Genomic DNA, 13,948 nt, shown 5'->3' with positions numbered 1-13,948 from the left:
AGTGTTTGCGGTGCGACACGATCCGGTAGGCATACTTGAGGTTTGCTACTCGCTGACAGAGGGCTTCGACGACTGGCTCGCGCGCCTCACCCATGCTCTGCAGCCGAGCCTCGACGTGGGTCTCGGAGTATTCTGCACAGGCATGTACCTAACCCCAGGCGGACCCGAGCACGCGTTCGTGCGGACCCTGGGGGATGTTCCGCCGAACATCGCAGAGTTGCTGCGGCTGAGCCAGCAGACGATGCCAGACCCCGGTGAGGTCACGACGACTTTCGCAAGCTCTCGCTTCACCAGAGCTCGCAGCGAGATGTCCCCGAACAACCTAAGACGCTTCGACGAACTCGCCCATCCGGCGGGAGTGCGCGATGGCGTCGGTATGGTCTTCTCTGACGGCACGCTGGGTGTCCTAGTCGGGGGCTTTCATCCGGAAGAAGCGCGCGTTGGTCTCTCGGAACGCCGCATGTGGAGTCAAATCGCGATTCACCTCAGCCACGGGTTGCGACTGCGACGGCGGATCGCTCGGACCCCAGTGGCCATCTTGGAGAGTAGCGGGCGGCTGGTTCACGCAGAGTCGCAAGCCCAGGGCCTGAGGGCACGTGAGCTTCTACGGCGTCATGTCCGAAGCATGGAGAAAGCACGCTCGAACACCCGACGCTCCGACGCGCCCCGGGCTATCTCGCTCTGGCAAGGCTTGGTCGACGGACGTTGGTCTCTGGTCGATCGCTTCGAAGCCGACGGCAAGCGCTTCGTTGTCGCGCTGGAGAATCCAGTCGCAGCCGCGTCCATCACGCGGCTATCACCCAAGGAGGCCGCAGTGTGCCAGCTAGCGGCTCAAGGCCATCCGCTGACCGCGATCGCCTCCGCCCTTGGCTCCCGGCCTTCCACGGTTTCGACCCAACTCAGGCAGGGCATGCGCAAGCTGAAAGTCAGCAAGCGGGCCGAGTTGGCACAGACCTGGGCGCTGCTTGCGCGTGGTGAGAGCGACGTGCTTGCCCTGGCTGCCATCGACCGCGGCCTGGTGTGCGTGCGCGGTACCCAGGCAGCGCAGGTGCCCCGCAGCCTGACCGCAGCCGAGCAAGACGTCGCGAAACTGGTGGCGAGCGGCTTGTCGAACCGTGAGATCGCGATCCAGAGGGGCGTCAGCGCGCACACCGTCGCGAACCAGATCCAGCGGATCTTCGACAAGCTGGGTGTGTCGTCCAGGTTGGCGGTGCGAGAGCTGATCGAAGCCTGAACGCGAATTCATTTCCACGTGATTCCGCAAGTCTCTGGCTGAATTGACCATTTACCTCGTCGGGAGGGTTGATAGCCGTGCGGCATGATCATCGGAGTGCGCTCGGGGGCCGCTGTGCTCTGTGCGTTGTTCATTAGTGTGTCCAGCTCAGAAGGCCTGGCGCAGCAACACGTTCCTATCGGAGGACGCACGGCGACGATGGGCGGCGCTGGGATCGCGGCCGGCAACGATTCCGCGCTGCCCTATCTGAACCCGGCGGGGCTGGCCGGGGTTCCAAACGACATCTTCGGCGTTTCCGCGAGCTTGTTCGCCTACCGCGAGCGCAGTGTCGAGACGGTGTTCTTTCCCCGCGGGTTCCCGGCGAGCTTCGGTCCGACCCGGATAGACGACGAGACCAACACCAGCTCGAACACCTTCGAGCTTCCGAGCTCCGTGATGTACTTCAAGCGTATCGCTAGCAGTGAGGACTTCACGGCGTTGGCCGGCTTCGCGTTGGTGATCCCCGAGATCGAGCGCTTTCGCCTGAGCCCTTCTCTCGACGCTAGGCTCACCAACGTCGCGGGACGACTACTCGAGGACGTCACTATCAAGCGCGATTTCACCGCGTATCACCTCGGCCCGAGCTACGCGATGAGCGTTGGCAAGCGGCTGCGGCTCGGGGCGTCGCTCTTCGCGCGCTACACGGTGTGGGATGAAACGAACAGCTCGAGTCGTTTCCTTCAGCTGGGGAACAACGCCGCCACCTCAGACAACGCGCAGAGCTTCACGCTCAAGCGGGAGACGTTGGCGTTCGCGCCGGTCATTGGGACTCAGGTGAACGTCTTCGAGTCTCTGTGGCTGGGGCTGAGCCTGCACGTGCCGACCATCAATCTGTGGGGCCGCGTGGATGGTGCCACGACGCTCAGCGATACCACATCGGATCCGGCTGACGTGAGTCGCGTAACCAACTTCAGCCAGGACACGAATTTTCACGCGGAAACTTGGCGCAACGATCAATCGCTACGAGTTGGTCTCGGCGTGGCCTGGGACGACCGAGAGCACTTCTCCGCCGCACTCGATTTGGTCTACCGCGCATCGCGGGTCGACGCGCTGTCGGGACACGGCGTGCGCCACGTCACGCAGTATGAGACGGGCGACATCGTTCGCGACCGCGATGAACGCATCGAAGGAACGCACGAGATCGCGCAAGGCATCGAAATCCACGCAGGCGTCGAGCTGTCCCTTTCCGCCTTGTTCGCGCTGCGCGCTGGCGGCTTCTACATCGATCCCCTGCCCACGGACGAGCCGATTCAGTGGCAGACAAGGGAGCGTGAAATGGGAGGCAGCCTCGGCCTCGGCATCACCTCGGGCAGCTTCGATTCGACGATCGGCCTGAGCTTCACGCGGACAACGGGCGACTTCTATGCGCTCGACGAGGCCAATGGCGGACTCGTTGCGACGAACACCCACTCGAACACGCTGTTCGTCGTGCTCTCGGGCTCAGTCACCGCGGAGGAAGCGAAGGAGACGATCGAGCGCAGCGTGCCGGTCCAAGTCACGCCAGAAGTGAGGACCCAATGATTCGCTACTTTGGCCTGAGCCTGGTCGGGCTGCTGCTCGCGGGATGCGGCGGCGACGACCCTGAAATCTCCTGTAGCGGCAACGGCGGCTGCGCACGTGGGGAGTTCTGCAGCACCAGCGGGGAGTGCCAGCCACTGGCGGACAACTCGTTCGCAGGGACGTTTCGTTGCGTCCCAGGAACAGCGTCTGATCCTCCCATCAGCCTCGAGAGCGATGTCGTCGGCAAGCTGTTTGGAGAGGACGTAACGCTCAACGCAACGGCGGTTTGCCACTACGACGACAGCGCTCTGATCGTCAGCGCGGTGGGAGCCGATCAAACCCAAGTGTCGATGTATACGACGGCGCCGCAGGTGAGCAACGTGCTCGACGGCTTCAACTTCTTGAACACTGCGTTTGGCTTCGTTGGGCGCGGGAACAATATCGGGAGCAGCACTCCCGCCCTCCTACTTCTGACCGATGGGGTGTTCACCCTCGACGGAGCTCCTACCGCGGGGAAACCGCTAACGGTGCATGTAGAAGTACGGGGCGTCTCGCCTGCCCCACAAAGCACCGCGGGCATCCCCTGCTCGGTTGGAACCGAATGTGGTGGGTACTTCTTCTCGGAGTCGGTCTGCGCCTACAGCGAGTCCGACACCTTCTGCCTCGCGGATTGCACAACGGACGCAGACTGCGGAGCTTTTGGAGCACAGATATGTGACGACGGAACCTGCTTCAGAAGCTGTACCGCCGACACTGACTGCGTGGGCAAGCAGCGCTGCTTGTCACTTCCGAACGGAAACATGTGCCGCTAAACAGGAGACACCCATGAGACTCTTCAAGCTCGCCATCCTGGCCACCTGCGCGTACGCCTTGAACATCAGCGCGTGTACCTCAGACAACAGCTCGAACCGCCCATTGAACGCCGCTGGCAGTTCGGGGTCCGCTGGCGAAGGAGGCAGCGGCAACGCGAGCAACTGTGGCTACACCAGCCAGGTTGCCTGCGAGAACACCTGCTTGAACGGCACCTGTTGCGAGCAGGCGTTGACCTGCAATCAGCTCGGTTGCAGCTCTCTGATCGACTGCGTCGACGCCTGTGAGTCGGAGGGTACCTGCATCGACAACTGCGCCAACCAGTACCCGAACCTCGTTGACCCGTTGCTCAACATGTATGGCTGCCTCGACGACTGCTGCGCCGCGGGCGGCACTGGCGGCAGCGGCGCGGGAGGCAGCGGTTCCGGAGGCAGTGGCGGCGGAAGCGAGTGCGGCTTCACCAGCAGCGACGCCTGCCTGAGCTCATGCATCGAGGGCAGCTGCTGTGGTGTTGGCAACACTTGCGCCAACAACTCCGAGTGCGTGGCGCTCAACAACTGCGTCGACGCGTGCGCGGACGGCGACTCGGAGTGCATCCAAGGCTGCGTCGACGCACACCCCAATGGCTATGACGACATCTCGGCGTTCGCGACCTGTCTCAACGGGTGTGGCTGCGGTGGCGCCTGACTCCTCTACACGGCCGTTCAGGCTTACCTGCGCATGCAGCCAGTAGCGCCGCGCCAAAAGCGCGCCTCTCCCCCAAAAACCCATGAATTGAGCTGATTTTTTGGGGGTGAGGAGGGCTGAAACGCGGTATGCACTCGCTCCCCAAACCCTGATCAGCGGGTCCTCGAGGCATGTGCAAACAGCCGAGCGGCCCGCCCCACGATTCGCGCCTGGAAGGCGCGAACATTCCATTCGCGGGACCTTGCATGAGTCGCCTCATAGAGCTAGGGTCCCCGCCCTTCAAAATGGCAAGCGCGATTATCAAGACGGGTGGCAAGCAGTACAGCGTCTCCGAGGGAGACGTCCTGCGTGTCGCCAAACTAGCAGGCAACCCGGGCGAGAACATCGCCTTCGAAGAGGTTCTGATGGTCGGTGGCGATCAGCCGAAGTTCGGCAAGCCCACGGTCAGCGGAGCGAAGGTCGAAGGTCAGATCGTGTCGCACGGGCGCGGTGAGAAGCTCATCGTGTTCAAGTTCAAGCGGCGGAAGAAGTACCACCGCAAGAACGGTCACCGTCAGGACTACACCGAGGTCAAGATCACCGGCATCAAAGCCTGATCTGAGCGGGAGCATTTCGAGATGGCACATAAAAAGGGCGGCGGATCCACACGGAACGGCCGCAACAGCAATCCCCAGTTCCGCGGCACCAAGGTCTACGGCGGTGAGTTCATTCGCGCCGGCGGCATCATCGTGCGCCAGGTCGGCATGACCATGGCTCCCGGCCCCAACGTGGGTCTGGCCAAGGACTTCACGCTGTTCGCCCTCTGCGACGGCCACGTGAAGTTCGGCTGGGAGACGCGCACCAAGAAGCGCGTCTCGGTCGAGCCCGCTGCTAGCTGAGTTCGTCTGAGCAGCCAGGCTGCTCTTCCAATCGCGTAAGCCTTTCACCTGGACTCTGATCGCCACGGCGGTCAGAGTTTTTGGTGTTTCTGCCATTTGCGGTGCTTCGCACCGCGGAAGCCATTTCAGGGGGGTCACTCAACTCGAGTGACCCTTCTGTCGTATTGGGTTCGCCAGTGACTCTTCCTCCCCCCAAACTCCTCGCCACTGATCTCGACGGAACGCTCCTCGCGAGCGACGGGACGATTCATCCCGAAGACGCGGCGGCTATTCAAGCGCTAGCGCAGCGCGGGGTTCGCGTGACCTTCTGCACGGGACGCATGCACTCGGGCTGCGGCCACCTCGCAAGGCAGCTGGACCTAACGACCCCGCTCGTCTGTCTAGACGGGGTGCAGATCGTCGACCCACGTAGCGGAAAGCTGGTTCACACCGAGCCGCTGCCTGCAGACGCGGTGGCGCCGTTGCGCGAGGCGCTCGGCGAGCTGCGGCCGATGACCTTCCTGTTCGGCGCGGATCGCATCGTGTTCGACGCCCACGGGGACCAGGCAGCGCCCTACGTGAGCATCTGGACCGAGGCAATGGACCGCGTCGAGAGCGTGCTGGATCATCCCTCATGGGAAGACGAGGCGCTCGGCATGGTCGCCGTGGGTGAGCAATCCCGGATCACCGAGCTGCAACACTGCGTGAACGGGCTCAAGGAACTCGAGAGCGCTGCGTTCATCTCTAACCGCCCCGGTTTCGAGGGGATCTGGGCGATGGTGGTGCGCCGTCGCGGTGTCAGCAAGGCAAGCGGGTTGCAGCACTTGGCGGAGCTGCTGGAGATCTCCCTGGACGAGGTCGTGGCCGTGGGTGACTGGCTCAACGATCTGACGATGATGCGCGCCGTCGGTCGGTCCTATGCGATGGGGCAGTCGCCGCCTGAGGTGGTGGACGCGGCCAACGAGGTGCTGCGAGCGAACCACCACACCGGTGGCGGGATCGCCGAAGCCGCAAGACGCTCCGGCTTGCTCTAGCGAGCGTCGGTTGGCTCAGCTCCAGTAGTTCTTCGAGCCGCCGCATTTCGAGCTGGGCCGTGCTATGCCGGTTTCCAGCACGTGTCGGAAGGGGAGACCACAACCACCGCGGGGAAGCGCCCGCTCTATCTAGTGTTGGCGCTGGCAGCGCTGTCGTTGGTGGGGATGATGGTCTTCCTCGAGGGGTTCCAGCTCATCAACGCCACGACGGACCCAGAGTTCGCAGCGCGAGAGACCGCGGAGCTCCAGCCAGTCTTGGCGGCTGTACTCAAGACGCAGTTCGAAACCATAGCGGAGCTCCACAAGATCATGACTCCGATGGGCGTCGCCTTGGTGCTCCTCGGTGGCGTGCTGTCCATCGTGTCGATGCGCGGGATCTTTGGGCGAGCCTCCGCCGGGACGATCCTGCAAGTCGCGCTCGTCAGCGGCGGCGCGATGGTCCTCAACTTCGTGCTCTCGGCGCCGGTACGCGCCGCGGCCACCGCGGCCTTGGGCACCATATCAAACCCTGAAGCCGCCCAGATCGCGCATTTCCTCCCGGCAATATACGGCTTGAAGCTGGCGCTACCTTTGATGACGCTTGCCTTGGCGGTGTTTGGCGTCACACGACGTGCGGCTCGGGAGGCACTTGGCGCAGCGTCGGATCAAGTGAGCGAAGAACAGTAGCTCTCGCGAACAACTTGGGCGACAGTGCCGGTCGCGCGCCATGTCGAGAATTCACCTCCTTCCTCCGGAGCTCGCGAGCCAGATTGCGGCTGGCGAAGTCGTGGAGCGACCAGCCAGCGCGGTGAAGGAGCTGGTCGAGAACGCGCTCGACGCGGGCGCCACACGAGTCGACGTCGAAATCGTGGGCGGTGGCATCACCAAGGTCGCTGTGCGCGACGACGGCCGAGGCATGGACGCGGAGGATGCGGCGCTTGCCGTAGAACGCCACGCGACGAGCAAGCTCTCTGCCATCGCAGACCTCCAGAACGTCGTGACCTATGGTTTCCGCGGAGAAGCACTGCCCTCCATTGCTTCCGTCAGTCGCTTTCGTCTGGTGACTCGCAGCGCGGAGTCCGACGCCGCGACGGAGCTGCGCTTGGAAGGCGGTGTGAATCCCGTGATCACCCCGACAGCCAGCGCAGTCGGGACGCTCATCGAGCTCAAAGACCTCTTTTTCAACGTACCGGCGCGACGCAAGTTCCTCCGCTCCAGCAACACCGAGTCTGGCCACATCACAGAAGTGCTGGAGGCGGCGGCTTTTGCCCGTCACGACGTGTCGTTTACGCTGACTCGCGATGGACGCAAGGTGCGGGAGTGGCTGCGCGCGCCGAGCCGCGGCGAACGCGCGCGTGCGGCGTTGCAAGAAGACGAGCTTGCTCAGTGTGAGGGAGAGCGCGGGACCCTCAAGGTCGAAGCATACCTATCGCGGCCAGAGCGGGCACGCGCAGGCGCTGCGGGGCTCCGACTATTCGTCAACGGTCGGCCGATCAAGGATCGCGCACTCGCTGTGACGGTCGCTCAAGCGTACGGCAGCGTGCTCGAGCGGGGACGTTATCCGCGCGGTATCGTGTACCTCGAGCTACCGCCCCAGCTGGTCGACGTGAACGTTCATCCGCAGAAGACGGAGGTGCGCTTCGCCGACGCGCGCGCCGTTTGCGACTCGCTCTACCGGGTGCTCTCCCTCGCGCTGGCAGAGGCATTCGCGTTGCCTGCTCCCGCCAAGAACCCCTGGTCCCAGCGTCAGCCAAACGACACCCGACCTGCCTGGCAGCGCGACACCGCGCAGCATATGAACGTGCAGCACGAGAAGGTGCAGCACAACACGCCCGGCGCGGGTGGAGCGAGCACACCCTTTCAAGGCCAAACCCGTCTCGCGCTGGAGTCCGAGCCGCCCCGAGCTGCAGGCTCCAGTCCTACAGCAAGCCAGGATCCTTGGGGGCTTGGCCCAGACACGACTGAGAGTGATCCGCTGCAAACGTATCCACAGGGCAATGCCACAAGCGACCTCGCAGCGCTTGTGGCGGTGCGCGACAGCCACCTCGCCCCAGTACGCCCAGACGGAACCACCGCTGGCGACCCGGGCCTGCGCTGGGCGAATCTGCGATTCGTCGCGCAGCTGCGGCAGACCTACCTGCTGTGCGAAGCGGAGGACGGCTTCTATGTCTTGGACCAACACGCAGCAGCCGAACGCGTCACCTTCGACCGGCTGCGCCGACAGTACCAATCCCGCACGGTGCCTGCTCAAGCGCTCCTCTTTCCACTCACTGTAGATGTCAGCCCGGAAGAGGCAGACTTGATAGAAGAGCGCAGCGAAGAGCTTCAAGCGCTGGGCGTGGACCTCAGGCGCCGTGGTCCAGAGACGGTGAGCATTCACGCCATCCCAAGGCTCCTCGGCAGGGCATCCCCAGAGCGTCTCGTGCGGGACCTGCTGAGTGAGGTGACTCGGCGCGGCGGTCGCGGCTTCTCCGACGCCGTGGACCTCGCCCTCGCAACCATGGCTTGCCACGGATCCATACGCGCCGGGGAAAGCTTGGGCGCAGAAGAAGTGAAGGCGTTGCTGCAGGCCCTCGACCAAGCCGACTTCGCTGGCCACTGTCCCCATGGTCGCCCGGTAGTGACCCGAGTGACCTGGGCGGAGCTGGAGCGCAAAGTCGGACGCCGCTGAAGTCCCGTGATTCACGCTCTAGCGCTTCAGATCTGCTACAGCGCGAGCCGTGGAGCTGCGAGACGAACAGCGCCTATGGGTCGTCGTAGGACCGACAGCATCCGGCAAAACGGAGCTGGCGGTGCGCCTCGCTGAAGCCATCGATGGCGAAGTGGTGAGCGCGGACAGCGTGCAGGTGTATCGCTACTTCGACATAGGAAGCGGCAAGCCCAGCGCCGAGGAGCTGGAGCGCGCACCTCACCATCTGATCGACTGCTGCGAGCCGGGAGAAGCGCTGGATGCAGCTCGCTGGGCGGAGCTGGCTGAAGCAGCCGTGCAGGACATCAAGAGCCGCGGCAAGCGACCGATCGTGTGCGGTGGGAGCTTTCTCTTCGTCCGAGCGCTGATCTATGGGCTCGCCCCCGCTCCTCCCGCCGACCCGGCGCTGCGAGAGCGCCATCGGGCGCTTGCCGAAGCACACGGCCGCCCGGCGCTGTACGAAGAGCTGGAGCGTGTCGACCCGAGCCGTGCGGCGGAGCTCAACCCCAACGACTTCGTGCGAGTAAGTCGCGCGTTGGAAATCTTCGAGCTGTCGGGCGTGCCCATGAGCCAGTGGCAGGCGGGGCACGGTTTCCGCGAGGTACGCTATCCGGCGCGCCTGATTGGGGTAGCCCGCGAGCGGGAGCAACAGGATGTTCTGATTGCAGGCCGCATCGAGAAGATGTTCGCTATGGGCTGGCTCGAGGAGGTCGCGAAGCTGCTGGAGCGCGGCTACGGGGACACACGCCCCATGGGATCCGTCGGCTACCGGCAGCTGGCGGAGCTACTCAAGGAGAGCCGCCTGGAGGAACTGGTGGGCTCGCCTCGCCTCCAGGAGACGCAAGACGCCATCTACCGCGCAACGCGCGTCTTCGCCCGGCGTCAGCGCACTTGGCTCCGCGACGAACACGTTGAGTGGCTCGCGCCCGGCGAGCTACCCACCTAGGGACAAGCGCACGGCTCAGATGAAGCTGTCTTGATAGCCCGGGTCTTCGATGTTCAGCGCCGCGGCGGTGGGCTGCAGTGGCTCGAGAACGTCGAGCATCACGGCCAGCTCGTTGGTTCGTTCACTGCCGATACTGGCTTCGTACGCCCCCGGATGCGGCCCGTGCGCGATGCCCGCCGGGTGATGAGAGATGCTCCCAGGCAGGATGCCGCGGCGCGAAGTGAAGTTGCCATCGCAGTAGAACAGGAACTCATCCACATCCACGCTGCTGTGCGGGTAGGGACAGGGGATGGCTTCCGGATGGAAATCCACGAGGCGAGGAACGAAGCTACAAATCAAGCCGCCGCGACACGCGAAGGTGCCGTGCCAGGTCGGGGGCAGGTGCACCAGGCCGGCGCGCGGCTGGAAGTTCAAGATGGGGAACACCCACGGATACACCGAGCCATCCCAACCAATCACGTCCAACGGATTGTCGATGTACTCGAAGCCGTGGAACTGCCCGCCGCGCTTGATCAAGAGCTTGCGGATCCCTTCATCCGTCGGTCCGACGAACTCCGGCAGTTGAAAATCCCGGTGGCAATATGGGGCATCCATGCGCAGCTGCCCGACTTCGTTGCGCCACTGCTTTGGTAGGTGGAGGCCGCCGTTCAGCTCCATCGTGAGCCAGTATTGGTTGACTCCCGGGTCGGGGACCAGACGGTGAACCACCGAGCGCGGGATGAACAGGTAGTCGTTCTTGGCGAAGCGCAGCTTGCCGTACTGGCTGACTAGCTCGCCGGCCCCCTCAAAAACGAAGATCAGCTGATCTGCATCGGCGTCTGCGAAATAGACTGGATCCGCTTGCGTGGGCTTGCAGATCCCCAAGGATACGTCCTTGTTGAACAGCAGCGGAACTCGGGCGTCCACACTGGCCCCACCCGGCACCTTCAGATCGAAGGACTTGTAGTGCCGCTTCGCTAGCGCGCGCGGCGCCACGGGCTCTGGCAGGTGCCAGCCGTGGGCCACTTCGGCGATCCGCTGAGTGTGGGGACGCTTCTGGTGATACAGAATGGTGTACGGCCCGTCAAAGCCGTCTCGGGTGAAGCACTCTTCGAACGCCAGATCGCCGTTACTGAGGCGCATCTGAATGTGGTGCTTCTTCGGTACTTCCCCGCGGATCTGCCGATCCAGCATCAGGGCCTGCCCGTCTGTTCGCGCTCGATGCTCTCGAACAGGGCGCGGAAGTTCCCTGCGCCGAAGCCTTGGTCGCCCTTGCGCTGAATGATCTCGTAGAAGAAGGGCCCGGCGTCAGCTGCACCGTAGAGCCCGGCCGAGTCCTTGAGGAAGATTTGCAGCATGTAGGCGTGGTCGTGATCGCCGTCCACCAGCACCTCGAGCTCACGGAGCAAGTCGATTTCTTCGTCGATGGAGCCCACGCCAATCTTCTTCAAGCGCTCGGGCAACGCATCGTAGTAGGCGCCTGGAGTCGGCATGAACTGTACGCCGTTGGCCCGCAGATCACGCACCGCGGTCACGATGTCTTTGCAGGTGATCGCCAGGTGCTGCACACCGTCGCCGCGGTGATCTTCGTTGAAGATGTTGATCTGGGAGTTCTTGAAGAAGGGGCGCCACGGCTCGTTGTTGGCGAACTTCACGCCGCTCTTCGGATCGTTCATCACGATCGAGCGCAACCCGCTGCCTGAGGAGCGTCCCTCGGACACGTCTTCCGTGTGGAACTGCACGTCCCAGAACTGCTCGAAGCCCATCACGTACTCCATCCAGAGCAAGGCGGGCTTCATGGTTTGGAAGTTGGACGTGATGTGGTCGAAGTGCCCAAATCCGAAGCGATTCTTGCCGCCCTTCGGTGAGGTGTGGGGGAGCATACCTGGGTAGATCTTGGTGTAGCCCTGGCGTTCGACGAAGCGGAAGGTCGTATCGCCGAAAGGTGTGGTGATGGAGAAGGTCCCGAGTCGCTTTCCGTCTTCATCGAACCAGCGCACCTCGCTGATCGGCGTGCCCCCGCGCTCCTCCAGCATGCGGAAGGCCTTCTCCACGTCTTCAACCTCGAAGATGACCGTGCCGATTCCGTCGGGGTGCTTCTTGAGATAGCGCTGGGCTCGTCCGCCTTCACCCAGGGGCGTGGAGCACATCACGACGCAGTCCCCAGCGCGGAACACCATGGAGCGCTGCTTGCCTTCGGCTTCGAGCTCTGGGCTGCTCTGGCCCAGCTCCTCGAAATCCATGTAGTCGACGTAGAAGCGCTGGCTGCGCTCCAAGTCACGCACGTAGTAGTGCACGGAGTCGACACGCTTGATTCCCAGTGATTCGACCTTTGCCATCTTCGCTCTCCAAGCCCCACAGGGTGTCAATCGGCGCGCCCGTCAGGCGCTTTGAACATTCAGTGCGCCGTGTTGGCGCGGCGTCACGTTTCCGCGTCCGGCTGCTGATCCGGGTGGCTCAGCTTGAACGCCTCGAGCTCGAAACACGCGGCTTCGATCGCACACAGCCGCGGGTAAGCAGACAAATCTAGGCTGAAGCGGCGCGCGTTATACAGCTGCGGCACGAGACAGATGTCCGCCATGCTAGGCATATTTCCCACAAGGAAACGCGAGTCCGCTCCGCCCGCAGTCGTCTCGAGGGCAGCAAGTCCTCGCTCGATGAAGCTGGCAGACCAGGCTTTGCTATCCACTGCGGGAGCGACACGGCTCAGCTCCTGCATCACGAACAGGTTCTGCAGCGGTTGAATTCCGGAGTTGATCATCTCCGTCAGCCAGCGAACTCGCGCACGCTCCACCGCAGAGGTACCGACCAGCGGCGGCTGCGGGAGCAGCTCATCGAGGTACTCGATGATCGCGACCGACTGTGCCAGACCGTGCAGCTCGAGCCCGGACGCCAAGCGCTGCGGCGAGTCGAACTCGAGAAAGGGCACCTGCTGCATCGGGTTCTTTTCGCGGTAGCTCACCTGCTTGTGCTGCCCGCCGTCCTTGACCAGGTGCACCGGCACGGCCTCGAAGTCCGCACCCTTGAGCGCAAGTGCGATGCGCACCCGCCAGGAACAGCTACTACGCCAGTAGCCGTAGAGTTTCACGCGCTCACCACCTGCTGCGCGATGCGCCCAAACAAGCTCTTGCCGCTTTGATTGAGCATCTCGATCTCGATCTTGTCTCCCACCTGCATGAAGGAAGTCTTCGGCTTCCCTTCCTCAATCGTTTCGATCATCCTCGCTTCCGCGAGGCAAGAGATCCCTCGCGCTCGATCGCTATTGGAGACGGTGCCGCTCCCCAGGATCGTACCGGCCGTATAGGCCCGTGTCTTGGTGATGTGCTGGATCAACTCGAAGAAGCTGAAGTGCATCTCCGGCCCCGCCTCGGGATCACCAACCAGCTTCCCGTTGAGGGTCGAGCGCAAGCGCAGGTGCACCCGCCCATCCTTGAAAGCGTCGCCGAGTTCGTCTGGAGTGATGGCAAAGGGAGAGAAGCCAGTGGCCGGCTTGGAGGTGAAGAAGCCGAACCCCTTCGCGAGCTCCGGCGGGATCAAGTTGCGGAAGGTCACGTCGTTGGCCAGCATCATCAGCTTGACGTACTTGCCAGCGTCCGCGGCCTTCACGCCACGAGGTGTATCCCCGAGGATCACGCAAACCTCAGCCTCGAAGTCCAAGCCCCAACCCGCGTCCGGCAGCTCGATGTCTTGAGTGGGGGAGAGGAGCACTCCGGAGCCACCTTGATACACGAGGGGGTCGGTCTTCAACGTCTCGGGCGGCTCAGCCCCCCGCGCTTTCCGCACGAGAACGATGTGGTTGATGTAGGCCGAACCGTCTACCCACTCATAGGCCCGCGGCAGCGGGGCCATGAGTTGCTTCGGATCGAGCGCTTGCGTCTCGAGCTTGCCGGCCTCGAGCGCGCGCGAGAGCTCCCCGAGCTTTGGGGAGAGCGCGTCCCAGTCATCCAGCGCAGCCTGCAAGGTCGGTGCGATCTGCGTGGCTGGAGCGAAACGCTCACCGCTCGAATCCACCAACATCAGCGCGCCATCGCGGGTGCCGTTCTGGCGAGTTGCCAATCTCATCGTTCGTGCCTCCTGCCGCAGCATTGGGCATCACCCATGCCGCCGTGGACCCAACGAACTACGCCACTTCAGCGGCCACGTCGAGCCCAGCGGAGCTGCTATTTAGTGCACGCATGCGGCGTGCATAACGCA

Annotated in this window: 14 protein-coding genes; 10 read left to right on the top strand and 4 right to left on the bottom strand. The window is 63.5% G+C overall.

Annotated features, from left to right (window positions below):
* The first annotated feature begins 10 nt into the window (after positions 1 to 10).
* The 10 genes from H6718_10715 to miaA all read left to right on the top strand — a co-directional run bounded on the left by H6718_10715 (position 11) and on the right by miaA (position 9,775).
* On the top strand, positions 11 to 1,234 hold the full coding sequence (locus tag H6718_10715; protein ID MCB9585859.1) for a helix-turn-helix transcriptional regulator: 1,224 nt from the start codon (positions 11 to 13) through the stop codon (positions 1,232 to 1,234).
* An 84-nt stretch (positions 1,235 to 1,318) separates the two neighbouring features.
* A complete protein-coding gene (locus H6718_10710; GenBank protein MCB9585858.1) occupies positions 1,319 to 2,794 on the top strand; it encodes a hypothetical protein in 1,476 nt (491 codons plus the stop codon).
* The gene (locus tag H6718_10705) at positions 2,791 to 3,585 is read left to right on the top strand and encodes a hypothetical protein (GenBank protein ID MCB9585857.1); all 795 of its coding nucleotides are present in this window, start codon (positions 2,791 to 2,793) and stop codon (positions 3,583 to 3,585) included. The genes H6718_10710 and H6718_10705 overlap by 4 nt, the downstream gene beginning before the upstream one ends.
* Positions 3,586 to 3,598: 13 nt before the next feature.
* A complete protein-coding gene (locus H6718_10700; GenBank protein ID MCB9585856.1) occupies positions 3,599 to 4,270 on the top strand; it encodes a hypothetical protein in 672 nt (223 codons plus the stop codon).
* A 284-nt stretch (positions 4,271 to 4,554) separates the two neighbouring features.
* Entirely contained in the window at positions 4,555 to 4,866 is a 312-nt protein-coding gene (gene rplU, locus H6718_10695) for a 50S ribosomal protein L21 (protein MCB9585855.1), read from the top strand.
* A 21-nt stretch (positions 4,867 to 4,887) separates the two neighbouring features.
* Positions 4,888 to 5,148 (top strand): 50S ribosomal protein L27, encoded by a 261-nt coding sequence (gene rpmA, locus H6718_10690; protein ID MCB9585854.1) that lies wholly within the window; start codon positions 4,888 to 4,890, stop codon positions 5,146 to 5,148.
* 176 nt (positions 5,149 to 5,324) lie between these two features.
* Positions 5,325 to 6,161, top strand: a complete 837-nt coding sequence (locus tag H6718_10685) for a Cof-type HAD-IIB family hydrolase (protein ID MCB9585853.1) — start codon at positions 5,325 to 5,327, stop codon at positions 6,159 to 6,161.
* A gap of 81 nt (positions 6,162 to 6,242) precedes the next feature.
* Positions 6,243 to 6,827 carry a hypothetical protein gene (locus H6718_10680; GenBank protein ID MCB9585852.1) on the top strand — a complete coding sequence of 195 codons (585 nt, stop codon included), beginning with the start codon at positions 6,243 to 6,245 and terminating at the stop codon, positions 6,825 to 6,827.
* Between the two features lie 40 nt (positions 6,828 to 6,867).
* A complete protein-coding gene (gene mutL / locus H6718_10675) occupies positions 6,868 to 8,811 on the top strand; it encodes a DNA mismatch repair endonuclease MutL (protein ID MCB9585851.1) in 1,944 nt (647 codons plus the stop codon).
* 49 nt (positions 8,812 to 8,860) lie between these two features.
* Complete coding sequence (miaA, locus tag H6718_10670) at positions 8,861 to 9,775, top strand: tRNA (adenosine(37)-N6)-dimethylallyltransferase MiaA (protein ID MCB9585850.1); 915 nt, start codon at positions 8,861 to 8,863, stop codon at positions 9,773 to 9,775.
* Between the two features lie 15 nt (positions 9,776 to 9,790).
* On the opposite strand, the gene H6718_10665 is transcribed toward miaA, so the two are convergent.
* The 4 genes from H6718_10665 to H6718_10650 form a co-directional block, all read right to left on the bottom strand.
* The gene (locus H6718_10665; protein MCB9585849.1) at positions 9,791 to 10,948 is read right to left on the bottom strand and encodes a homogentisate 1,2-dioxygenase; all 1,158 of its coding nucleotides are present in this window, start codon (positions 10,946 to 10,948) and stop codon (positions 9,791 to 9,793) included.
* Entirely contained in the window at positions 10,948 to 12,093 is a 1,146-nt protein-coding gene (gene hppD / locus H6718_10660; GenBank protein MCB9585848.1) for a 4-hydroxyphenylpyruvate dioxygenase, read from the bottom strand. The genes H6718_10665 and hppD overlap by 1 nt, the downstream gene beginning before the upstream one ends.
* Positions 12,094 to 12,176: 83 nt before the next feature.
* Positions 12,177 to 12,842, bottom strand: coding sequence for a maleylacetoacetate isomerase (gene maiA / locus H6718_10655; GenBank protein ID MCB9585847.1), 666 nt, complete (start codon positions 12,840 to 12,842; stop codon positions 12,177 to 12,179).
* Positions 12,839 to 13,816: a fumarylacetoacetate hydrolase family protein gene (locus tag H6718_10650; GenBank protein ID MCB9585846.1), complete on the bottom strand. Its 978-nt coding sequence runs from the start codon at positions 13,814 to 13,816 to the stop codon at positions 12,839 to 12,841. The genes maiA and H6718_10650 overlap by 4 nt, the downstream gene beginning before the upstream one ends.
* Positions 13,817 to 13,948: the final 132 nt, after the last annotated feature.

The sequence above is a fragment of the Polyangiaceae bacterium genome, assembly GCA_020633205.1.
Lineage (GTDB): Bacteria > Myxococcota_A > Polyangia > Polyangiales > Polyangiaceae > JAHBVY01.
This window is presented reverse-complemented; position numbering and strand designations above follow the sequence as displayed.

Bases quoted from the DNA above. Each gene is read 5' to 3' on its own strand.
- H6718_10650 (MCB9585846.1), bottom strand. From the start codon at position 13,816: ATGAGATTGGCAACTCGCCAGAACGGCACCCGCGATGGCGCGCTGATG.
- rplU (MCB9585855.1), top strand. From the start codon at position 4,555: ATGGCAAGCGCGATTATCAAGACGGGTGGCAAGCAGTACAGCGTCTCC.
- H6718_10705 (MCB9585857.1), top strand. From the start codon at position 2,791: ATGATTCGCTACTTTGGCCTGAGCCTGGTCGGGCTGCTGCTCGCGGGA.
- hppD (MCB9585848.1), bottom strand. From the start codon at position 12,093: ATGGCAAAGGTCGAATCACTGGGAATCAAGCGTGTCGACTCCGTGCAC.
- H6718_10665 (MCB9585849.1), bottom strand. From the start codon at position 10,948: ATGCTGGATCGGCAGATCCGCGGGGAAGTACCGAAGAAGCACCACATT.
- H6718_10700 (MCB9585856.1), top strand. From the start codon at position 3,599: ATGAGACTCTTCAAGCTCGCCATCCTGGCCACCTGCGCGTACGCCTTG.
- mutL (MCB9585851.1), top strand. From the start codon at position 6,868: ATGTCGAGAATTCACCTCCTTCCTCCGGAGCTCGCGAGCCAGATTGCG.
- rpmA (MCB9585854.1), top strand. From the start codon at position 4,888: ATGGCACATAAAAAGGGCGGCGGATCCACACGGAACGGCCGCAACAGC.
- H6718_10710 (MCB9585858.1), top strand. From the start codon at position 1,319: ATGATCATCGGAGTGCGCTCGGGGGCCGCTGTGCTCTGTGCGTTGTTC.